Source organism: Psychrobacter sp. 1Y1 (assembly GCF_051847395.2).
Classification (GTDB): Bacteria; Pseudomonadota; Gammaproteobacteria; order Pseudomonadales; family Moraxellaceae; genus Psychrobacter.
Map to the genome: position 1 here is coordinate 117,852 of NZ_JBPYDF020000001.1, position 21,836 is coordinate 139,687.

The 21,836-nt window shown below is 43.9% G+C and carries 19 protein-coding genes and 1 pseudogene; 9 read left to right on the forward strand and 11 right to left on the reverse strand.

What is annotated here, in order from left to right; all coding sequences use genetic code 11:
- Positions 1-21: 21 nt before the first annotated feature.
- The gene (locus ACS8FA_RS14485; protein WP_439264350.1) at positions 22-738 is read left to right on the forward strand and encodes a metal-dependent hydrolase; all 717 of its coding nucleotides are present in this window, start codon (positions 22-24) and stop codon (positions 736-738) included.
- 59 nt (positions 739-797) lie between these two features.
- The gene (locus ACS8FA_RS14490) at positions 798-1,391 is read left to right on the forward strand and encodes a YchJ family protein (protein ID WP_439264348.1); all 594 of its coding nucleotides are present in this window, start codon (positions 798-800) and stop codon (positions 1,389-1,391) included.
- 3 nt (positions 1,392-1,394) lie between these two features.
- Here ACS8FA_RS14490 and ACS8FA_RS14495 read toward each other — a convergent pair whose 3' ends face one another.
- The 5 genes from ACS8FA_RS14495 to ACS8FA_RS14515 form a co-directional block, all read right to left on the reverse strand.
- Positions 1,395-1,862: a type II toxin-antitoxin system VapC family toxin gene (locus tag ACS8FA_RS14495; RefSeq protein WP_238050553.1), complete on the reverse strand. Its 468-nt coding sequence runs from the start codon at positions 1,860-1,862 to the stop codon at positions 1,395-1,397.
- Positions 1,859-2,974 carry an AAA family ATPase gene (locus ACS8FA_RS14500; protein ID WP_439264346.1) on the reverse strand — a complete coding sequence of 372 codons (1,116 nt, stop codon included), beginning with the start codon at positions 2,972-2,974 and terminating at the stop codon, positions 1,859-1,861. The genes ACS8FA_RS14495 and ACS8FA_RS14500 overlap by 4 nt, the downstream gene beginning before the upstream one ends.
- 73 nt (positions 2,975-3,047) lie before the next feature.
- Positions 3,048-3,968, reverse strand: coding sequence for a class II glutamine amidotransferase (locus ACS8FA_RS14505; RefSeq protein WP_057762068.1), 921 nt, complete (start codon positions 3,966-3,968; stop codon positions 3,048-3,050).
- Complete coding sequence (locus tag ACS8FA_RS14510; RefSeq protein WP_439264343.1) at positions 3,969-4,298, reverse strand: hypothetical protein; 330 nt, start codon at positions 4,296-4,298, stop codon at positions 3,969-3,971.
- 72 nt (positions 4,299-4,370) lie between these two features.
- Positions 4,371-5,534 carry a homoserine kinase gene (locus ACS8FA_RS14515; protein ID WP_439264341.1) on the reverse strand — a complete coding sequence of 388 codons (1,164 nt, stop codon included), beginning with the start codon at positions 5,532-5,534 and terminating at the stop codon, positions 4,371-4,373.
- A gap of 185 nt (positions 5,535-5,719) precedes the next feature.
- Here ACS8FA_RS14515 and hisF point away from each other — a divergent pair, with 185 nt between their 5' ends.
- From hisF to glmS, 7 genes are all read left to right on the forward strand, one after another.
- Positions 5,720-6,502, forward strand: a complete 783-nt coding sequence (hisF, locus tag ACS8FA_RS14520) for an imidazole glycerol phosphate synthase subunit HisF (RefSeq protein WP_439264340.1) — start codon at positions 5,720-5,722, stop codon at positions 6,500-6,502.
- A 185-nt stretch (positions 6,503-6,687) separates the two neighbouring features.
- Positions 6,688-7,209, forward strand: a complete 522-nt coding sequence (gene ribH, locus ACS8FA_RS14525; RefSeq protein ID WP_439264338.1) for a 6,7-dimethyl-8-ribityllumazine synthase — start codon at positions 6,688-6,690, stop codon at positions 7,207-7,209.
- Positions 7,210-7,425: 216 nt separating this feature from the next.
- Positions 7,426-8,262, forward strand: a complete 837-nt coding sequence (gene nusB, locus ACS8FA_RS14530; RefSeq protein ID WP_439264336.1) for a transcription antitermination factor NusB — start codon at positions 7,426-7,428, stop codon at positions 8,260-8,262.
- Between the two features lie 8 nt (positions 8,263-8,270).
- Complete coding sequence (gene thiL / locus ACS8FA_RS14535; RefSeq protein WP_439264335.1) at positions 8,271-9,302, forward strand: thiamine-phosphate kinase; 1,032 nt, start codon at positions 8,271-8,273, stop codon at positions 9,300-9,302.
- A gap of 3 nt (positions 9,303-9,305) precedes the next feature.
- Positions 9,306-9,887, forward strand: a complete 582-nt coding sequence (locus ACS8FA_RS14540; protein WP_439264333.1) for a phosphatidylglycerophosphatase A family protein — start codon at positions 9,306-9,308, stop codon at positions 9,885-9,887.
- Between the two features lie 206 nt (positions 9,888-10,093).
- Entirely contained in the window at positions 10,094-11,470 is a 1,377-nt protein-coding gene (gene glmU / locus ACS8FA_RS14545) for a bifunctional UDP-N-acetylglucosamine diphosphorylase/glucosamine-1-phosphate N-acetyltransferase GlmU (protein ID WP_439264331.1), read from the forward strand.
- Positions 11,471-11,652: 182 nt separating this feature from the next.
- A complete protein-coding gene (gene glmS / locus ACS8FA_RS14550) occupies positions 11,653-13,497 on the forward strand; it encodes a glutamine--fructose-6-phosphate transaminase (isomerizing) (protein ID WP_439264329.1) in 1,845 nt (614 codons plus the stop codon).
- A gap of 303 nt (positions 13,498-13,800) precedes the next feature.
- On the opposite strand, the gene ACS8FA_RS14555 is transcribed toward glmS, so the two are convergent.
- The 6 genes and pseudogenes from ACS8FA_RS14555 to ACS8FA_RS14580 all read right to left on the reverse strand — a co-directional run bounded on the left by ACS8FA_RS14555 (position 13,801) and on the right by ACS8FA_RS14580 (position 21,438).
- On the reverse strand, positions 13,801-14,331 hold the full coding sequence (locus tag ACS8FA_RS14555) for a zinc-binding dehydrogenase (protein WP_228706743.1): 531 nt from the start codon (positions 14,329-14,331) through the stop codon (positions 13,801-13,803).
- A 75-nt stretch (positions 14,332-14,406) separates the two neighbouring features.
- Positions 14,407-14,628 (reverse strand): annotated as a pseudogene (locus ACS8FA_RS14560) (alcohol dehydrogenase catalytic domain-containing protein); the annotation flags it as partial.
- Between the two features lie 563 nt (positions 14,629-15,191).
- A complete protein-coding gene (locus ACS8FA_RS14565; RefSeq protein ID WP_439264327.1) occupies positions 15,192-16,127 on the reverse strand; it encodes a DMT family transporter in 936 nt (311 codons plus the stop codon).
- An 89-nt stretch (positions 16,128-16,216) separates the two neighbouring features.
- A complete protein-coding gene (locus tag ACS8FA_RS14570) occupies positions 16,217-16,927 on the reverse strand; it encodes a helix-turn-helix domain-containing protein (protein ID WP_439264325.1) in 711 nt (236 codons plus the stop codon).
- 132 nt (positions 16,928-17,059) lie between these two features.
- A complete protein-coding gene (locus tag ACS8FA_RS14575; protein ID WP_439264323.1) occupies positions 17,060-20,149 on the reverse strand; it encodes an efflux RND transporter permease subunit in 3,090 nt (1,029 codons plus the stop codon).
- Positions 20,146-21,438, reverse strand: a complete 1,293-nt coding sequence (locus ACS8FA_RS14580) for an efflux RND transporter periplasmic adaptor subunit (protein WP_439264321.1) — start codon at positions 21,436-21,438, stop codon at positions 20,146-20,148. The genes ACS8FA_RS14575 and ACS8FA_RS14580 overlap by 4 nt, the downstream gene beginning before the upstream one ends.
- Positions 21,439-21,836: the final 398 nt, after the last annotated feature.

Below are 21,836 nucleotides of genomic sequence, written 5' to 3' on the forward strand. Positions count from 1 at the left end.
CGCTATGGATGAATGAGTTTTATGGCAAATTTTAATACCCACCTAAATGTCGCTTTTATGGTAAGCGGCACCCTGAGTTTGACGGTTTATAAAGCAGGATTGATTGATGATTCAGGGTTTTTAGTATGTGTGGCGCTTGGTACCATCGGTGGATTGCTACCAGATTTGGATTCGGATAACTCAACACCGATTAAGCTGGGTTTTAATATTACCTCGTTTGTCTTTGCCTTTGGCCTGGTCATGCATTGGCGTAGCGATCTGAGCTTACTGGCATTGATCGCATTATGGCTAGCGGGCTACAGTTTTATGCGTTATGTCGTTTTTCATATTTTTACTACGATGACGGTGCATCGCGGCGTCATCCACTCTGTGCCGTATATGGCGATACTGGGATTGGGTCTGACGTGCCTAAGTTATTATGGCTTGCACCTACCACTGACAACCAGTTGGTTTTATGGGCTGTTTTTATTTGGTGGCGCGATAGTGCATTTGTCATTGGACGAGCTGTATAGTGTCAATTTATCCAATATGAAAATGAAGCGCTCATCGGGTACGGCGATGAAGTTTTATCAGCCAAAAGACAAATGGTGGTATTTGCTTCTATACACTATCCTTGCGCTACTGGTATATGCCGCCCCGCCTTTTGAGATGTTTTGGTCACGATTGAGCGACCCTTCTGCATGGGCTCAGCTCAAAGTCGGCATATTGCCAGAATTAATAAAAAGCATGCTGCAATAAAGTTATCAAAAGACCATTAAGCCTAAACGAATAAGCCCCAACAAAAATTAGAGTAAAACATGCAATCTTACCCAGATACCTGCCCTTGCCAAATCAATCCAACAGCAGAGACGACAGACGCTCCACTATCCTATCAAGACTGCTGCCAGCCTTATCATGATGCTTTTTATAATGGTGCTTTTTATAATGATGAGGTTGACAAAGCAGGTGGTATAAAAGCGGAGACAGCCGAACGGTTGATGCGTACGCGCTATAGTGCCTTTGCATTGGTGAAACCAGAGTATATCGTCAAGACCACAGTACCTGCGCAGCAAGCATTACTTGATGTTGTAGCGATTGAAAGTTGGGCTAAAGAGACAGATTGGGCAGGATTAGAGATTGTAGAGCACACACCCAAGCTGGGCAAACGTCATGCACAGGTTGAGTTTGAGGCTTATTTTAAAAGTCCTGAGGAAACATCAGGTGGTTTAGAAGAAAAAACACAAGCGCATCATGAACTGTCCACCTTCGTAAAGGTTAAAAACAAGGCTAATAACGATGCGCACTGGTATTTCTTAGACCCGACGGTTGCGATGACTGTCAGCCAAAAGCAACCGTGCATTTGTGGGTCGGGTGAAAAGTTTAAACGGTGTTGTGGGGAGTATTTAGGTTAGTTTCTAGAGTATTTTGTCTAATTCATAGAGTTTATATAAATCTTCAAGTTGTGGTAAGTGCTTGTCATTGGATAATAGTTCTATACCATTTATCTTAGCTGTAGCAAAATGAAATATATCAAACTGACGTTTATCAATATTCTTGTTTATATTTTTTTTGCTAGCTTCGAATTTATCTAATCGATATAAATCTGCAGCCAAATCTGCTACATCTTGGCTAATGTCTAAAGTAGTTAGTCCATTCATGACATCAATATATTTTTTGATATCACTTTCTTGAGTTTTCCAAAGAAAATAGCGTAAGAACTCATAACGGATAAGTGGAGTTATGACTACCTCTACATTTTCTGATTTTATTTCATTGCGCAAATCTTTCAAATTCTGTAAAAGCTCAGTATCATCTCCATCACTTTTGCCTTCGAGCAGACCAATCAGATAGTTTGTGTCTAACAGTTTCTCTTTCTCTTTCATGATTGCCCTACCTCTAACTGCTTAATTTTTTCATCTAATAAGCTTAGTAATGCTTGTTTCGCCTCTGTTTGCTGTGGAGCATTGTCACGAGCCAGCTTAAGCTTGTTGATATCAATATCAAAAGCATCTTTTAGCAGGTCTACAAATGCAGCATTATTTGGATGTTCTATCAGCTCTGTTTTGACCACGCCGTCTTCTTTATCACGGTACAACTCATAGGCTTCGCCATGTTGTAACTGACTCAAAATAATAGCGGAATGGGTGGTAATATAAAACGTCGTATTCGGAAATAAACGCTTTAAAGTAGGAATAATAGTCGCTTGCCACTTGGTATGTAGATGGCTTTCGATTTCATCGATAAATACCACTCCTTTGACATGGGCGATATTAGTTTCGTTGGTGAAGTAGCTATAACCTGCGATGATAGATTGCATGATTTTAAGAATTGAAGCAAAACCGCTAGAAAGCTCGGATAGTTCGGTTTTTTTATCAGCAACTTTTATAAATACGCGGTTGTTTCCTGAGATTTCGAGAAATTTACTGTCGATTCGTTCGTCTACTTTGTTAAGTAAATTTAGCAGTGTAGTGATTTCAACTTCGCGATTATCTTCGGCGGTTTGGTAAGGGTTAGCAGATTGAGCACGCTGAATTATCCATTGGTTTAATAGTTCACCCATTCCTAAACTGTGCATTTTTTCATTATTCAAAGTCGAAAAACTTTCATCAATATATTTTTTTAAACGAGTATCCCGAGTACCAATGTTCTTATTTACATCTACTTCTTCATAATCAATGGTTCCACGGTTCAAAGCACCAATCATAACTACAGCTGAATTATGACTTTCAAAGCCCTTTAAGCTTTTATCGGAGATATCATTAAATGTACGTTCATCAGAAATTATATTGTTAAATGCAAATAGTTCGTCACTCATAATACTTGCATAAAGGAGTCCGTTGGTAGTGAAGCATAAAGTAAACAAAGCCTCCAAACACTTAGTCTTACCAATACCATTTTCACCAATCAGGCAATACACTCTTTGATCAGGTTGAAAACTGAGATGTACATCACCGACACCTACTAGCTGTTTTATTTGAATGTCATTGCCTAACATGGCTACACCTAATTTTTATTAAACTATTAGTTTGATAATGAAACAGCGAGTTTAGAAATACAAGTCAATTACCCTAAACACTCGCCCCAACGGCTCGTGCAATCGCAATGCCTTCGTCCACTGTCAAAAACTTGCGCTGGCTTGGGCTGTCTTTATAAATGACATCACCGTCTTGAAAGATTAAGCATTCATTGACAGCCAATTGCTGCCATTTCTCATTTTCAGTAAGTGGCACAGTGACCAAAATCGTGACTTTATCTGTGTCTGTAGTCACATCACCAAAGTTAATCGCCATATCATCATCAGCCAGTTTGGCTTCACCAAATGGCGCTTTACGTGTGAGATAAAACAGCAAGCTACCCGCATAAGCCAGTTGCCACCTACCATTTGATATTAAGCAATTAAATAACCCATTGGCAGAGAGATAACGACATTGCGTGGTCAAAAAATTAAACAGTGTTTTGTCATCAGGACGCGATTTAAAGCTACTTTTTAGACGATTGACCAGATAGCAAAATGCCATCTCAGAATCAGTTGAACCAACTGGTTGACAGTGTGAGGCATTGCCGTTGTCTTGCAGGCGTTGACAGCGTTTGATAAATTCGCTATTCATCTGCCCATTGTGCGCAAATACCCACTGTTCGCCCCATACTTCACGGACGAATGGATGAGTGTTGGCCAAGCAGTTCTGCCCTTGCGTCGCTTTACGAATATGCGCAATGACATTCATGGCTTTGATTGGGTAGTTATTGACCAAATCGGCGACTGGCGACAGATGGCTTGGACGATTGTCATGAAACAAACGCAGACCCGTTGAGTCATTTGCCGTCTCATCGTTGGTTTTGTCGTTATTGCTGCATTCGCTGCGCTCAAAAAATGCAATACCAAAGCCATCTTCATGACTGTCCGTCATACCGCCGCGCTTGCGAAACCCTGCAAAGCTAAAGCCAATATCCGTTGGGGTATTACAGTTCATTCCTAAGAGTTGACACATTTAATCATTACCGCCGTTATTGTCGTCTATTATCGAGTTGCCTTGAGGAGCATTGCTTTGAGTGGCAGATAGCGCATCAAAGTCAGCATCACTCATCTCATCTAGTAAGGCTGCACCATCGGTTGGAATGGTCGCTAAGATACGCTGAGCTTCTACCAAATCCGTATCCTCTACCCAGAGAACGATACCCGAGTTCATACCTGGAATAGCGCTTAGCGGCTGCAAGGACACGGTAATGCCGTTATTACGTAGTAGGTTGGCGTGCAGCTCACCTTGCATATTGGTATCGTAGCGCGCCAGTTTGTGCCAGTTATCAACTTGATCGGTCATGGGGTCGCCTCTAAGGTTTCGGTGCTAAAATTAGTACTAGCATTAGTACTAGAATAAATGAATAAGCAATTCTTACGATAATTGATCGAGCCTATATTCTTTGATTGCGAACTCACTACTATTTAATGTTTCCTGCGCTTGTTCGGCTTGGGTGATACTGCTAAACACGCCGACTATTTGATTATCTGGTTTGCTTAGTAGTACAAATACGGTATTTTGCGACTTTTCAACATGCGCCCAATGGTAAGCGGCCAGACGTTTCATTAAGTCAGGGTTTTTGACCATGATGTTATCACCCGTACGGCCTTCGGTACGGTTGTAGTGAATCACATTTAGGCGTAATAACCAGAAAATCACCGCTGCTTTTGCTAGCATAACAGGTAGTGCACGGTTTTCATCACTGTTTAGCGGGCGTATCGATTCATAACCTTGTAAGAACGCTGCCATTTTACTGCGATCAAAGTTAACGGATTCGCCTTGCTCTGCAACGCCCCACGTGGTGCAAAAATCATTGATGGTAATAGCAATATCCATCACATAATGCTCGACACTGACTTCGGTAAAGTCCAACAGGCCCGTCAAACGCGCTTCGCCTTTTTGTAGATTCCATAAAGTATTGTCAGCAAACATGTCTAGATGACACAGGCCTTTTGGCAAGGTTGCCAGTGGTAATTCCGAATAAGAGCGCCAGATATCGCTCATCAGCTTGGCTTCGTCACCTGGCATAAACTGCATTTCACGGTCGCGCACATCTGCCCATGGGTACAAAGGCACGCCATATTGCTCACTTGGTTGTAGTGCTTGTAGCGTTTCATGCAGCATCGCTAATGCCGCGCCAATATCATGACACATTGCTTGCGTGGTTTGATCTGGATGTGAACCTGTTAGACACGGCACTAGCGTAATCGCTTTGTCTTCATAATGGATGACATAACGCTTATCATCGTTATCCGTTTGCGAACCATTTGATTCAAAAACGGCTAGCGGCGCGGCAACTGGTAATTTGCCATTTAATTGATTAAGAATAACGGCCATTTTTTCGATATCAGCAGGTGGACGCTCTTCAAATAAAGTGAATACGTAAGAGTATGTACCATCTACATCGTCAGTCGTTTGAATAAACCAGTTTGAGTTTTTAATACCTTGAGTGATCGGAATCGCGCGGGCAAACGACACGCCAAAGCTTTGGCAAAAGGTGGCAAACTGATCATCGGTTAACTGGGTATAGACGGACATGACATCTCACTTTTGGCAATTGAATAACAAGTTAAATAGGATAGATTTATGCGGTAATGACAGCAATTGTACCGCGCATGATCAAACGATAATGAAAAGCGTAATAATCTTGCGAAAACCTGCCTGAAATAGCAGTGATTTTGCTAGACTAGCGCCTATGAATTGATTATAAGGTGAAAGACCCTATGTTAGCAAAGCGTATCATTCCTTGCTTGGACGTTGACAATGGCCGCGTGGTCAAAGGCGTGCAGTTTGTCGACATCAAAGACGCAGGCGATCCTGTCGAAGTAGCTAAACGCTACAACGAACAGGGCGCTGATGAGATTACTTTTTTGGATATTACTGCGACCAATGATGAGCGCGATACCACTTATCATACTGTTGAGCGCATGGCAGAAACGGTATTCGTTCCGCTGACCGTTGGCGGCGGCGTACGTAAAATCGCTGATATCCGCAATTTGCTCAATGCTGGCGCGGATAAAGTTGCCATTAACTCAGCAGCCGTATTTACACCGGAGTTCGTTGGTGAAGCCGCGCAGAAATTTGGTAACCAGTGTATCGTCGTTGCTATCGATGCCAAACGCGTCGCTGATATCAAAGTCGATGGTATTGCCGTACCACGTTGGGAGATTTTCACCCATGGTGGCCGTAAGCCAACGGGTATCGATGCCGTTGCTTGGGCGAGCAAAATGGCAGAGCTGGGCGCTGGTGAATTACTGGTCACCTCGATGGACGGTGACGGTACCAAAAAAGGCTACGACTTGGCGCTCATGCAGCAAATTACGAGCCGCGTTAATGTACCAGTTATCGCTTCAGGCGGCGTCGGTAACCTGCAACATTTAGCAGAAGGCGTACTAGAAGGCGGCGTCGATGCCGTACTTGCCGCCAGTATTTTTCACTTCGGTGAGTATACGGTATTGGAGGCCAAAGAGTATATGGCAGCACAAGGAATACAGATGCGTCTTTAGCACGCTCGTAATATACAAATAAAACCTAAAAAAATGCTATCATAGCGCTAACCATTTATTTTCGTTCAATTAACTAGGGCAACGCCAAAATAATAGGCGACCGAATCGATTGAACGCATCAGACTATTTAGCTATTTATTGACGCCTATATTTCAATTGAACGCTTATTAAGCAAAGGATTTTTTATGTCGAATATACAACAGCAGCGCAACGACGTGACTCATATCGATGGTAACCTACATCAAAACGCTGATGCTCGCATTGGTATCGTTGTTGGTCGTTTTAACGGTTTTGTCGTTGAGTCATTGGTTGATGGTGCAATCGATGCCCTACTCCGTCATGGTGTATTGGGTAGCAACATTACCGTGGTCCGCGTTCCTGGTGCATTCGAGCTACCACTTGTTGCCCAACGTGCTGCTGAATCAGATCGTTTTGACGCTATTGTGGCACTGGGTGCAATCATCCGTGGCAGCACGCCGCATTTTGATATTGTAGCTAGCGAGTCGGCCAAAGGTTTGAGCGCTGTGGCAATGGATTATAATATCCCTGTTGCCAACGGTATCATCACTACTGATAGCATCGAGCAAGCCATTGAGCGCTCTGGTACTAAAGCGGGCAACAAAGGCTCTGAAGCTGCGATGGTCGTACTAGAAATGATCGCTGTTTTGTCACAGCTAGATATTGATGACAGCATCGATGAAGCATAAGCTTTAAAGCTCAAATTTATTAGTTTAACTGGTGCTGCTATCTAGTAATAACAGCACCTTATAGCACTAGCCAGCTATCGAAACAATTGGCTATTTTTTGAATTTTCGCCTTATTTCTATACCCTTTAAAAATTTAAATAAGCATAGCTAAAAAGCTACTTTGTTAATTTATATTTTGACTGGGTATCATCTCAAAAATTTAGGTACAGACCCCCTATGACTGACCAACTCAAGCGCGCTATCAGCGCTGCGAAAACCGCACAAGCCAATCAAGCTGAAGCTACCCGTATAGCGAGCAGTAGTGCAGGTGATCAAACCTTCGATATGAGTGAGTCTTCTTATAAGACCAGTCACACTGCTATCCGTAAGGCGCGCCGCTTTGCCATGCAAGGTCTATACGAGTGGCTCGTCACCGACCGCCGCTTTGATGTAGATGGCAAGCTTGGCTGGAAAGACAATGCACCGCACGATATTGCTGCTCGCACGCGTGCAACCAATGCCATGCATACCGTCCATATCGGTTATTATCATGAAATGATGCGCGACATCCCAGAGCAAATTGAAGCTCTCGATGCGCTTATCAGTCAGCATCTCGATCGTGAGGTTGATAAGCTAGATACCGTTGAGCACGCTATCTTGTTGATTGGCGCGTATGAGCTACAAAACCGTGTAGAGATTCCTTACAAGGTCGTGCTTGATGAAGCAATGAAGCTAAATAATCACTTTGGGGCGACTGACGCTCACAAACTGATTAATGCGGTACTGGATAAAATGGCTGGTGAGCTGCGTGCTTTAGAGGTACAAGCAGATACTAATGCCAATCTACGTACGTCACAAAAAGCGGCGGCTAAACAGCCTGAAGTAAGTTCAGCCGATAGCATCGAAACTGCTGCTGAAACAGAAAGCGCTATCGTCGATGAGCCGACTGCATCAAATAAGCCGCGTATCAGTGCTAACAAAGCCAACGTTAAACGCAGTAGTGCCAGTAAAGCCAGTGCAAATATCAATGACTTTAAGGCGAGCAAGAAAAGCGCTAACGATACCAAAGACTAAGACTAGCCATGAACGAGTTTGAGCTGATTGAGCGTATATTCTCACAGATGCAGGCCACGCATGCACCATCAACTGGTATCGAAAAAGGTATCGGTGACGACGCGGCTGTGATGGCATTACCAGCAGGCTCACGCTTGGTTAGCTGTATTGATACACTGGTTCAAGGTCGTCACTTTCATGCTGACTGGCAAAAAGTTGATGAACTAGCATTTGCCATTGGCTATAAAGCCGTGGCCGTTAATGTCTCAGACATCGCTGCTATGGGTGCATCGCCACATAGCATTATGCTAGCGTTGGCATTACCTGAACGTTTGGCAAAACACGAATGGCTTACTGAATTTGCTAAAGGGATGTTTCATGCGTGCCAGCTGTTTGGCGTGACGCTGATAGGGGGTGATACCACGCGCAGTGAGCGTTTAATACTCAGTATCAGTGCTCAGGGATTGCTGTCCGCAGATACACCTGCCATTTACCGCTCAGGTGCGCAAGTGGGTGATAAGGTTTATGTTTCAGGCACCCTTGGTGATGCCGCTTTCGCCTTAAAGTATCCTGAAAGCGCACAAGGTATCGAGTTGGCGCATCGTCTACATATGCCAACGCCGCGTATTGCACTAGGTGCAGCGTTGGCAAAGCTCGGTGCAACAGCGATGATAGATATCTCCGATGGTCTTTACCAAGATCTTGGCCATATCTGTCAGCAAAGCTCTGTATGCATGCGCATCCATTTAGACAAGCTACCGAGTAGCGAGTTATTATCTACTGTCGATTTGTCTGATCGCTTGTTAGGTCAACTAGCGGGCGGCGATGATTATGAACTGGCATTTACTTTGCCTGCGCATATCAAACCGCCTACTGGCAACACACCTGTCACTTGTATCGGTGAGGTAACTGCACTATCAGATCCTATAACGATAGATACCAAGTCTTCTAATAACTCACGTCTTGAACTGTTCTATCAAAATCAACCAGTGACGCCTACTCAGCCCGCACCGTTTTCAATATGGCCCAATCTTACTGGTTACCAACACTTTACAGGCTAATCCATGACTGATCACGATTTATCTAAGCCTGACATCCGTAAAGCGAATGACTGCCCACCATTACCGGTTGGTGCTAATATTCTTGACCGTATGGTTTATTGGCTTGGGCTAGGTTTAGGTAGTGGTCTGCCGCGCCGTGCACCTGGCACTTGGGGTACCGTTGGTGGGTTAATTATTGCCATACCATTGTTGAGTTTGGGCTTTATACCTTTTCTCATTTTGACAATTCTATCTTGTATTTTGGGCGTTTGGATTTGCGGACGCACTGCTGAGCTGATGCAAGGTCATGATGATCCGCATATCGTTTGGGATGAGTGGGCAGGTATTTGGATTACCCTACTACCCTTGTCTTATATGGGGATTGCTGACGATAACTTCTGGAAAAATGTGTCTCAAGAGCTTTCTATTTTCGCCATTGTTTTCGCTTTTATCTTATTTCGATTTTTTGATATCGTTAAGCCGCCACCGATTGGATGGGCTGACAAAAGAGTTGCTGGAGGGTTAGGCATTATGCTTGATGACATCATCGCCGGTATCATGGCAGCAGTAGTATGGGTAGTGGTTATGTTTGGTGTGCTGTTATAAGCTACCCTAACTACTATGATGCTGAATTGGCTACTCTACAACCGCTAATCCTAGCAACGTTATCAATTTGAACGCTACTCTTCTGCATAGATGATTGATTTATTGTCAGCAGGTTGCATTACAAAGCCTGCACATCACAGTGTTTTTCTAACTGAACATTTGCGCTATAATCCAATATTATATTTTGTTACATTTGCGAGCCTATTATGACATCTCCTCTTTCTGTAATTATTTTAGCTGCCGGTAAAGGCACACGTATGCAATCGGCAAAGCCAAAGGTATTGCAGACATTGGCTGGGAAGTCTTTATTAGGCCATGTACTAGATACGTGCCATCAGCTCACTGTTGATGAAACCATCATTGTTCATGGCTTTGGTGGCGATCAAGTAAAGTCAGAAATTACCAATCAATATACACAAGCATCAATTACTTGGGTTGCTCAAACTGAGCAATTGGGAACTGGCCATGCGGTCAAGGTGACACTGTCTGATTTACCCAAGTCAGGACAAAGTCTCATTCTTTACGGTGATGTGCCATTGGTCAGCTGTGAGACGCTAACGGCATTAAAAACTGCCAATACTAATGGTATGTCGATGCTGACGTTGACTGTCGATAATCCATTTGGATTGGGTCGTATTAAACGCGACCAAGCAGGTAATATTGAAGCCATCGTTGAACAAAAAGATGCCGATGCTGAAGAGCAAAGTATTAAAGAAATTAACAGCGGTATCTACTGCGTCGATAATGCATTACTGCACAAATATTTGCCTGAGCTTTCTAACGACAATGCACAGCAAGAATATTATCTGACGGATATCGTCAAAATGGCTGTTGCCGATGGTATTACTATCGCGGCAATTGAGCCTGAGCATACGTTTGAAATTGAAGGGGTTAATAATCGTCAACAGCTTGCTAGTCTAGAACGCACTTGGCAACGTAAGCTAGTTGCTGACTTACAAGAAGCTGGCGTACAGTTTGCCGACCCTACTCGTGTCGATATCCGTGGTACGTTAACCGCTGGTCAAGATGTGTTTATTGACGTTAATGTGGTATTTGAAGGTGACTGTACCTTAGGTGACAACGTCTATATCGAAGCAGGCTGTGTTATTAAAAATGCCAAGATTGGTAATGCCTGCTACATCAAACCTTACTGTGTGATCGATCGCGCTGATATTGGTGCTGGTGTTGATATCGGGCCTTTTGCGCATTTGCGTCCTGATACCATACTATCTGATAACAGCAAAGTTGGTAACTTTGTCGAAATTAAAAAATCAACTATTGGTCAAGGCAGTAAAGTAAATCACTTAAGCTATGTCGGTGATGCAACTGTCGGTACAGGCGTGAATATCGGTGCTGGTGTCATTACTTGTAATTATGACGGTGCTAATAAATCGCAAACCATCATTGAAGACAATGCTTTTATCGGCTCCAATGCTAGCTTAGTCGCGCCAGTGACGATTGGCGATACAGCTACCGTTGCCGCTGGTTCTGTGATTACCAAAGACGTTGATTGTAGTGCCTTAGCGTTTGGTCGTGCGCGTCAAGTACAAAAAAACGACTTCCAACGACCCACTAAAAAATAATTGCTCATTGGTGGTTTAGCCAACCTCAGTCATTGTTGAATAAACCTAAGCAGTACGGCAATCTTTGTGGTGCTGCTTCATCATATTTATCTGTTGATGATTCATCATTAGTGACCAACCAAATTTTTTGATCTTGCACCACTATATATTGAACTACTAAAATTTAAATCTAAGGAATAGCCATGTGTGGAATTGTAGGCGCCGTTGCTGAGCGAAATATCGCTAATATCTTACTTGAAGGCCTAAAGCGTTTAGAATATCGCGGCTATGACTCAGCTGGTCTGACCGTTATTCGTGATGGTGAACTACACCGTGAGCGCCAAGTGGGTAAAGTACAGGCACTGGTTAATGCCGTCGCTATCAATCCAGAGTTTTTTGATGGTCATATCGGTATTGCTCATACGCGCTGGGCAACCCATGGCGAGCCAGCACAACGTAATGCGCATCCACACGTGTCAGGCAAAATTGCGGTCGTTCATAACGGTATCGTCGAAAACTACGCTGAACTAAAAGAAGAGCTAATAGCCAAAGGCTACGTGTTTACTTCACAGACAGATACTGAAGTTGTGGCGCATCTAATCCATGATATCTACAAAAAGACACCTGACTTGTTAGAAGCAGTACGCACTATTATCCCGCTACTGCACGGTGCTTTTGCATTGGGTATCGTCCACGTAGATTGCCCTGATGAGCTCATTACTGTACGTCTAGGCTCACCTTTAGTGATTGGTGTTGGTATCGGTGAGAATTTTATCGCATCAGATCAGTTGGCTTTGCTGCCAGTGACTAACCGCTTTATGTATCTAGAAGAAGGCGATATCGCCAAATTAACTCGCAATAGCATTCAAGTTTATGCAGATGGTGTTGAAATCCAACGTCAGATACATGAGATTGATGCAACCCAGCATAATGCAGATAAAGGCGAGTTCAAGCATTATATGCTCAAAGAAATTTACGAGCAGCCAGATGCCGTCGCTCGTACGATCGAGATGGCTTTGGACAATGGTGAAACGACTAAACTACGCGACGATTTTTTACAGCGTCATGAGACACTGTTGTCAGGTATTCGTCATGTACAAGTGATTGCTTGTGGTACCAGTTATCATGCCGGTATGGTCGCAAAATACTGGTTTGAGAACCTTATCCGTATACCTTGTTCCGTCGAGGTTGCCAGCGAATTCCGCTATCGCAATCCTGTCGTGGTCGATAATACTTTGGTCATCTGTATTTCTCAATCTGGTGAAACGGCTGACACCTTATCAGCATTACGTGATATCCAGAAGCAAACACCAGCAGGCTTAGTCAGCTTGGCACTATGTAATGTACCGACGTCATCGTTGGTACGCGAAACAGATATCTTCTTGCCAACGTTAGCAGGGCCTGAGATTGGCGTTGCCTCTACCAAAGCATTTACCACTCAGCTTGTGGCCTTGATATTGTTGATATTAAAAGTTGGTGTCACGCAGCAGCGCATGACTGACGAACACTTAAATACGTTATTAAGTGAGTTACATCAATTGCCAGGACAACTCTACGCCAGCTTAAACCTTGATGCTCCTATCAAAACCATGAGTGAAAGCTTTGAAGATAAGAAAAGCTGTCTATTTTTAGGTCGCGGGCTACAGTTCGCGATTGCGCTAGAAGGCGCGTTAAAGCTAAAAGAAATCTCTTACATTCATGCAGAAGGTTATGCCGCAGGCGAGCTCAAACACGGTCCATTAGCATTGGTCGATAAAGACATGCCCATCGTCGTATTGGCGCCCAAAGACAGTATGTTTGATAAATTAAAAGCCAACATGCAAGAAGTGCATGCGCGTCATGGCGAGCTATTTGTATTTGCTAGCGAAGCCAGTCAAATGGTCGCGGAAGATAGACTACACTTAGTATATGTACCCGATGTTTGCGAGACGCTTGCCCCTATTGTCTACAGCGTGCCTGTGCAGCTGTTGTCATACCATGTAGCAGTAATGCGTGGCACAGACGTCGACCAACCACGTAATTTGGCAAAATCAGTCACGGTAGAATAAGAAAAATTACTCTACGACAGCTCTGAAAAAGATAATTATTTACCCCTGCTATTGTGAACTCAGTAGCAGGGGGTTTTTATAATTTTAGAACGACCTACTAGCAGTTTAGAAAAAATAGTAATAATTGCCTGAGCAAAAATTAAATAAAAATACTTAGATCCAGTTCCAAATAATTCGCATGTATTAAAAACTGGTAGAAAGTAGAATTTCAATACAAAAAAATAGTGACACTCTATCTATTAATTAGAGTATCACTATTATTGCGCTTATTTGGTGGCTACATTAAGTTGCCTGTAACGACGTTTAGTCTCTCTCTAGCACCACTCTATAGCGAGCATTACCACTCTCTAATCGCTCAAACGCTTCATTAATCTCAGACATTTTATAAGTTTCAGTGACTGGCTGAATATTATGGCGCGCAGCAAAATCTAGCATTTTACGCAGCGTCGCTGGTGAGCCAACTGGCGAGCCTGATAGACTGTTTTGAGCCATAATCATTGGTGCAGCCGATATCTCTAGTGGCGCTTCTAACAGTCCAACAAAATGCAGCTTACCTTTTGGTCTTAGCGTCTTGATCACGACATCCCAGTTCATATCAACGTTCACTGTTGAGATGATTAAATCAAAAGAACCTGCGGCTTTTTCAATTTCGCTATCGTCTCTTGAGTTTAGTGAATGGTGAGCGCCCATCTCTTTTGCTTCCTCCATTTTTGATTCACTGGTAAATGCCGTCACTTCACAGCCCCACGCATTGGCAAACTGCAATGCCAAATGACCCAAACCACCAATACCAATTACAGCCACTCTAGAAGTTGGTTTGATGTCGTACTGCATAAGTGGGTTGAACACTGTGATACCGCCACATAACAGTGGTCCTACCGCGTTAAAATCAAGTCCTTCAGGTATCTTGATGACGCTAGTATCTTTTGCGCGTACTTTATCTGCAAAGCCGCCGTGGTTACCAATGATCGTACCTTCTTGCTCAGGGCATAGGTTATGGTCTCCATCGATACATAGATCGCAGACGTTACAGTACCCTTTATGCCAACCAAGTCCGACTTTGTCGCCCAACTCTAAATGCTTGACGTGCTTGCCTTTATTGAGGACTTTACCTGCAACCTCATGCCCACCGACAAACGGATATTAAGTCATACCCCATTCATTTTGCCACATTGATAAATCACTATGGCAAATACCGCAGCTATGTATTGTCAGTTCAATATAATTTCGATACAAGGAAACGGAGTGCAAGTTATACATTAGTATGCTTAGCGAGGATGACGCTGTAGCGGATTTATATAGACTTGACTATACTTCGATTTCTACTTCGTGATCGCCTAGAGCACCTGGGTCATATTCATAAGGCTCAAACTTGCCACCTTTTTCTTTTGCTGCGTATGCATTAATCATAGTTATTCCTTATTTTCTAGTTTTTTAGAGATTAGTTTGTAGAGATTGGTTTATCGTTCTAGCAGCTACTCACCTATTAGTAAAATTAAAATAGTGCTATAAGATATAAACAATTTCTTCAATTAATTTGATTGGACAGACTATAGAAAAGACTAACCCAACTAATCCATTCAACTTACCAGTTTTAGACTAACGTCATACAAAGAGTCATACTTAATAGGCAGTAACTCATCAAAAATACTGCTTATCGTCAGAAATATTGCTTTGTTACTTATATTGCTTTGTTACTTGTACAGTGCACGCCTTCCTCGATAACCTGTCAGTTTTGGCGTCTTTATTACTTGCAGCAAGAGAAAGATTATCATGAGTGACATTCCTAGCCAGCCGATAGGAGAGAATGTTTCACCGATTATAATGATAGCCAATATAGTGGCTACAATAGGTTCTAATAACGTAATAAGCGTCGCTTTGCTCGCCTCAATCACTCTCAACGCTTGACCAAAAAGTAAATAACCAAAGAACATCGGCGCAATTGCCAAATATAGGGCAACGCTTATATGTTTTGCATCTAAAAACAGGTTTTCCCCTGTTAATAATAATGATGGCAACAATAAGATTGCAGACAGACCAAACATACTGGCCATCGCTGATTTTGAGTTTACCCCGTTCTCTATCATTTGACGTGCTGTCCATGAGTATGTGGCATAGGTCAATCCTGCAACTAACCCTAACAACACGCCTAGTATTCGATTATTTGCTTGTGCGTTTATATCTAAAGATTGGGTTTTACCTAAAGTCAGCAAAATGACGCCCACCACACCAAATATAAAACTTATCACCCATCGACTAGTGACTCTTTTATTGCTAATCAGACGCTCCATGATAACAGTGAAAAATGGTGCGCTAGCAATTGAGATCACTGTACCAATAGCGACACCTGCCAACCTCATAGAGGAATAAAAAGCTAAAGGATAGATAGCAACGCATAGGCTACCGATGAATAAGAGACTGGGCTGAGAAAGTAGTTTCTGTCTATCGCTTAGTAAATTATTCTTAGCATTCAATACTAGCAATACACCACCTACCCCCATAGAAAACGCACCAACGGCTAATGGACTAACCTCAGGTATAAAAGCAGAGGCTGTACCTGTCGTTCCCCAAAGGACACTGGCAGCTATCACACATAGAACAGCACTGAAACTAGATTTATTCTGCAGCATAGTAGCTACCTCTAACGTTATAATGAATAACATTATTATAGAGGGTTACAGAATAGTATTTTTGCAGATTAGACGGTTTGTATGTCTGGTTAGACGTGTTTTAATTTGGAAGGGGCAATACCAAAATATTTAGAAAAGCGGCGGCTAAAAGCACTAACATCCGTATAACCAACCAGTTCGGCTATGATAGCGATAGGTGAATCAGTATGCAGTAACAGAGCTTGCGCCTTTTGCATTCTGATCCTTGTGATGTACTCAGTGACGGTCTGGTTTGTTTGCGATTTGAAGTTCTTTTTAAACTGTGTGGCACTGAGACAAGAGATATCCGCCAATACTTCAACAGAAAGGTTGTTAGAAAAATTGTGGTGAATATATGCGACGACTTCTCTAATTCGAGCGTCGTATTGCACAAATAGATTTTGTTGTTCTAGAAGCTTATAAAAGGTATCAAACATCAGTCTCTCAACTTCAGGATTGATTTGATACCTTAACTGACTTTCTGAAAACTCCAAAAATGCCAACAATGGCGAACTGATAGAAAAGACAATTTGTGATGAATGAAACACATTTTCTGGCAACAGATCTGTATCTACAACGATAAACTTTGCATTCTCCTCAGCGCTAAAGTAGTGTTTTTCATTTGCCTTGACCACAACACATTCGCTCGGAATAACTTTTCCAGTATAGCTTCCAACTTCGATATTGATTGCCCCTCGCAAGGGCAAAACAATCTGATGAAAGTCATGAGAATGTCCTCTAGTCTGACGAGTGTATGACCTAATTGAGAGCATGTTAATCATACATCGTTTTCCAGATTGCTATTATTGTGTCGTGTCTTAGCTAACTATTTGGTTAGCTATTTGCCTCACTATTTGCCTCACTATTTGCCTCACTATTTGGCTCACTATTTGGCTCTCTATGAGAAGTGACTATTAGAAGTCACTAGGTTTACCATGTGGAGCTAGCCACTTAGCAAACCATCCAGATAAATCATCCATCAAGGTATAGACGACAGGAATAACAACCAAGCTCAATAGCGTAGAAGTTACTAGACCACCCAATACCGCTGCTGCCATCGGTCGTCTAAAGGTAGGATCTGCATCGCCCCAACCAAATACTAATGGCAGCATACCTGCACCCATCGCAATGGTCGTCATGATAATAGGCCGTGCACGCTTGCGACACGCATCTACAATAGCCTCAAAGCGTGCCAGCCCTCGGCGCTGGGCAATCAACGCGTAATCGACCAATAGAATAGAGTTTTTGGTCGCAATACCCATGAGCATAATAAAACCAATCATCGACGGCATCGATAAGCTACTATTGGTAATAACCAAGCCGACAAACGCCCCACCAATCGACAGAGGTAACGCCATTAAAATGGTAAAAGGCTGCAACAAACGACCAAATAGTAGAATCAGCACACCTAAAATACAAACCACACCGACGGACATCGCAATGATAAAGCCACTAAAGAGGTCTGCCATGTTTTCGGCTTGGCCTTGATCAATGATGGTAATCGAAGGCGGCAGTTGCTGCATGGTCGGTACTGCTTTTACCGCCTGTACCAAATCGCCAAGCTCGCCACTAGCAGGTTGTACCGTGATACTAATAGCACGCTCTCGATCCAGTCTGCTAATTTGTGCAGGCCCAGTGCCAAAGTCTAGCGTAGCAACCTCACCGACGCGCACGCCTTGACCTGCAGGCATGGTAGTCGGCACGTACAAACCTTCTAGTTGGCTAACATTTTGCTTAGCCACATCAGGTAAACGTACCACGATTGGTACTTGACGCGTATCAAGATTGAGCTTGGACAATTGCTGTTCGTAGTCGCCTACGGTCGCCACACGTAAAGTCGTAGCGATATCTTGCGTGGTGACCCCTTTATCCGCCATTGCCAACCTATCTGGCGTTACCGTTAGCTCTTGACGTGGCAGACTGCGATCGCTGGTCACAGCGCCTGCACTTGATAGCCCTCGAATCTCAGACATGATTTTTTGTGCAGTTTGTTCAAGCAATTGCGGGTTAGTACTGGTTAATGAAAAGTTATAGCCACTTTCACCACCACTCGATAGCCCAACTGTAAACCGTGCTCCTGGCACTTCTGTCATTAGTTTGCTAATTTTGCGTTCTATCTCTTGCTTAGTGTCTCGTTCTGCACGCGGAGCAAGCACGATATCCAAACCTGCGATGTTTTCAGCCTTGCCGCCACCACCATCTGACGCACCCATCGATGCCTGTGCCTCTCCCACTGAGGTAAAGATATTGGTCACCTCAGGCATGGCCAAAATACGAGCACTTGCTAGCGCCGCCACGCGCTCAGTATCTGCCAACGATACGTCAGGTGTCAGCTCAATAGCCACTCGAGTTTGATCGATATCATTATCAGGGATAAATGACGTGGGTAGCAGCTTAATCAGAGCTAATGAGGCTACAAATAAAACAAGTGTTGCACCCATGGTTATCCAGCGATGATGTAGGGTCCAAGACACAATCTTAAGATAGTACTTCATCATCGCGCTTTGTTTTTCGACATGCTTTTTCTCAGGTCGCAATATATAGGCCGCCATCATCGGTGTAATCAGGCGAGCTACCATCAGCGAGGCAAAAATTGATAAGGCAGCCGTCCAACCAAACTGACGGAAAAACTGTCCAACGATACCGCCCATAAAGGCTGTTGGTAAAAACACCGCAATCAAAGTAAAAGTGGTGGCGACGACGGCGAGACCGATTTCATCAGCGGCTTCCATCGCCGCTTCATAAGGTGTTTTACCCATGCGTAGATGGCGTATGATGTTTTCGACTTCAACGATTGCATCATCGACCAGCACCCCAATGACTAATGATAATGCCAGTAATGAGATAATATTAAGACTGAAGCCAAATAAATACATGCCCAAAAAGGTTGGAATCACTGATAACGGCAAAGCGACCGCGGCAACAATAGTCGCTCGAATATTGCGCAAAAACAGGAAGACTACCACTACAGCCAACAGACCACCCTCGATGAGCATTCTTAATGAGGCTTCATAATCTTCTGCAATGGGTGTCGCTCGGTCATAGACTTTTTCAATACTGATATTACCGACATCCGCTGTCAGCTTGGCAAGCTCCTCATCAACCAGCTCCATCACATCGACTTCACTGGCACCGCGCGAGCGAGTGATGTTAAATGCCACCACGGTTTGACCGTCCAGCTTAGCAATCGAGCTTGGATCTGCTGCGCCGTCAGTGATTTCTGCCATACGACCTAAAGCTTGTGTGCCCCCCGTAGGAACAGCCACTTGCAAATCGTTTAGCTCATTTGCTCGCTCAACAGCACCGAGAACACGGATGGTCTGAGTCGTATTGCCAACTTCCGCCTCCCCACCAGAACTGTCTTGCTGGATACCAGCGATTTGCTGCGATAATTGCGAAATAGAAAATTTCAAACCACTTAACGCAATCGGGTCGGCAGCAACCGTGATTTCACGCTGCAACCCGCCAACACGGCTCACGGTACTAACGCCTGGTATGTCTGATAGCCGCTTGGTAACGGTATCATCAACAAACCAAGATAAATCCTCCACGCTCATATTCTCAGCAGCGACAGAGTAAGTAACCACTGGAAACCCAGCAGTAGATACTTTGGTAATAATAGGATCATTAGCCGCAGCTGGTAGATCACCACGTACTTCACCGACTGCTGACCGCACATCGTCTACCGCTTCTTGAATGTCTTTTTCTAAGGTAAATTCAGTGGCAATGGTTGCCGCACCCGTCTGTAGCGTGGTGCGAATATGACTCACGCCTTCGATACTGGTCAGTTTATTTTCAATCTTTTTGGCGATATCGTTTTCGAGCTGTGAAGGCGCAGCACCCGGTAGCGTCACCGTGACTACCACCGCTGGCAAGTCTATATCCGGAAACTGCTGGACTTTCATTTTCATGAAACCGTAAATGCCGCCCAACGTCAGCAGCACAAATAGCAAGATAGCAACGAGCGGGTTCTTTATCGAATAAGCGGAGACGTTTAAGCTCATGGCTGTGCCTGCACTGGCTTACTAGTTTGAGTTACACCATCAACAACGCGCACTAGGTCACCATCATTTAAGAAGCTACCGCCCTGTTTTACGATACGACTGTCACTTGGCAAAGGCTCTAGCACTGCTACGCTCTCGCCCAATCGCTCACCCAATGTGACTCGCTGCTGCTTGATACGTCCCATCGAGCGATCGTCTCGAGTAGTCGACTCGGTAACGAGCATCACATAATCATAACCATCATTGCTGACCACGGCGCTATTAGGAATCGTTTGCGTACTGGTACTTCCTAATAGGAATTCACCTGTCTGATACATGCCTGCACGTATCTTTGAGTTGGCAGCTAGGCTAGCATAAATCGTAATTTGGCGGTTGTTGTCTGCGGTGGGTGCGATGCGATTTACTTGCCCCATCACTGTATCACCACCCGGCAGACTGACTTGTACAGGCGTACCGACGTTTATATCCCCGATAAGCTTAGGATCTATATCTGCTCGCCATTCCAACACACCGCCTTTGATAATCGTAAATAGCGGATCTCCGCCTGCCACTTGACCGACTTCTACCATTTTTTCACTGATAATACCACTGACAGGAGCGACGACTTTTGCGTTCTCTAATGTCAAACGCTGATTGCTCAAACGGGCTTTGGATGCTTGCAAAGCGGCTCTGGCACGTACTTCCGAGGTACGGTAGCGATCAGCCTCTTGTTTGCTGATGGCATCGATATCGATCAATGGCAACACACGTGCAGCGTCGGCGCTGGCATTGGCAAGGGTGGCTTCCGCTTCTGCGACATCTGCTTGCGCCTGTAGCACTTGCTGCTCCATGGCATCAGTATCGAACACGGCTAAGACTTGACCTGCTCTAACGCGGTCGCCTTCTTCGACCAAAATACGCTCGATAGCCACACCATTGACTTTTGCACTGACATTCGCAGTATCTTTAGCATTGATGGTTCCATCGGCACTGAGGGTGCTGCCGATATCATTTTGGCTTGGACTAACTGTTTCTACTGAGAGTACTGATTGCTCAATACTGGCGTCACTGCCGGTTGCTTGATCGTTTGCGACAGAATTAGAAGTTGCTGACTCATCTGTAGCTGCATTACTATCATTGCCCCAGTACTTCCCAAGCAGCACCCCAATCACTAGTACGGCTGCTAACACGGGCCACAACCATATTGGTGGTTTCGCAGATGGCCTTTGAGATACAGTGTCAGTTTGACGATATGGCGGCAGCTCAGATTCAGCTGACGGCTTAGAATGGGTTTCTTCAAAATCGCTCATGATAACTCTCTGTAGGTACAGTCAATATTGAAATACTCGATATAGAATGACTAAAAATATCAATCAGTCACAGCAATAATAAAAAGTGACACGCAATTGAAGCAATGTTTGGATAGCCTGATATAGGGCTATGAGCGTTACTTACAGAGAGTATTACGATGTTCTCTAAAGCACTGTTTATTATTATAATAGTTCATCAAACTATCGAGAATAGCATATATTTAGCCATCATCTTATTTATATATATAGGGTCTAGCGTTCATAAATTTAATTGAAACTTAGACCGAATATCTGTGCAATGTTCAAGGCATATCGACCAATTTAAAGAAATAAGAGCGCATGTAGTCAATCGCTGAATCTCTGATGTATTCAACGGCTGACTATGGATGGAGTGTTGT

Bases quoted from the DNA above. Each gene is read 5' to 3' on its own strand.
- ACS8FA_RS14505 (WP_057762068.1), bottom strand. From the start codon at position 3,968: ATGTGTCAACTCTTAGGAATGAACTGTAATACCCCAACGGATATTGGC.
- glmU (WP_439264331.1), top strand. From the start codon at position 10,094: ATGACATCTCCTCTTTCTGTAATTATTTTAGCTGCCGGTAAAGGCACA.
- glmS (WP_439264329.1), top strand. From the start codon at position 11,653: ATGTGTGGAATTGTAGGCGCCGTTGCTGAGCGAAATATCGCTAATATC.
- ACS8FA_RS14540 (WP_439264333.1), top strand. From the start codon at position 9,306: ATGACTGATCACGATTTATCTAAGCCTGACATCCGTAAAGCGAATGAC.
- ACS8FA_RS14570 (WP_439264325.1), bottom strand. From the start codon at position 16,927: ATGATTAACATGCTCTCAATTAGGTCATACACTCGTCAGACTAGAGGA.
- ACS8FA_RS14515 (WP_439264341.1), bottom strand. From the start codon at position 5,534: ATGTCCGTCTATACCCAGTTAACCGATGATCAGTTTGCCACCTTTTGC.
- ACS8FA_RS14500 (WP_439264346.1), bottom strand. From the start codon at position 2,974: ATGTTAGGCAATGACATTCAAATAAAACAGCTAGTAGGTGTCGGTGAT.
- nusB (WP_439264336.1), top strand. From the start codon at position 7,426: ATGACTGACCAACTCAAGCGCGCTATCAGCGCTGCGAAAACCGCACAA.
- ACS8FA_RS14490 (WP_439264348.1), top strand. From the start codon at position 798: ATGCAATCTTACCCAGATACCTGCCCTTGCCAAATCAATCCAACAGCA.
- ACS8FA_RS14555 (WP_228706743.1), bottom strand. From the start codon at position 14,331: ATGCAGTACGACATCAAACCAACTTCTAGAGTGGCTGTAATTGGTATT.
- ACS8FA_RS14575 (WP_439264323.1), bottom strand. From the start codon at position 20,149: ATGAGCTTAAACGTCTCCGCTTATTCGATAAAGAACCCGCTCGTTGCT.
- thiL (WP_439264335.1), top strand. From the start codon at position 8,271: ATGAACGAGTTTGAGCTGATTGAGCGTATATTCTCACAGATGCAGGCC.
- ACS8FA_RS14495 (WP_238050553.1), bottom strand. From the start codon at position 1,862: ATGAAAGAGAAAGAGAAACTGTTAGACACAAACTATCTGATTGGTCTG.
- ACS8FA_RS14485 (WP_439264350.1), top strand. From the start codon at position 22: ATGGCAAATTTTAATACCCACCTAAATGTCGCTTTTATGGTAAGCGGC.
- ACS8FA_RS14580 (WP_439264321.1), bottom strand. From the start codon at position 21,438: ATGAGCGATTTTGAAGAAACCCATTCTAAGCCGTCAGCTGAATCTGAG.
- hisF (WP_439264340.1), top strand. From the start codon at position 5,720: ATGTTAGCAAAGCGTATCATTCCTTGCTTGGACGTTGACAATGGCCGC.
- ACS8FA_RS14510 (WP_439264343.1), bottom strand. From the start codon at position 4,298: ATGACCGATCAAGTTGATAACTGGCACAAACTGGCGCGCTACGATACC.
- ribH (WP_439264338.1), top strand. From the start codon at position 6,688: ATGTCGAATATACAACAGCAGCGCAACGACGTGACTCATATCGATGGT.
- ACS8FA_RS14565 (WP_439264327.1), bottom strand. From the start codon at position 16,127: ATGCTGCAGAATAAATCTAGTTTCAGTGCTGTTCTATGTGTGATAGCT.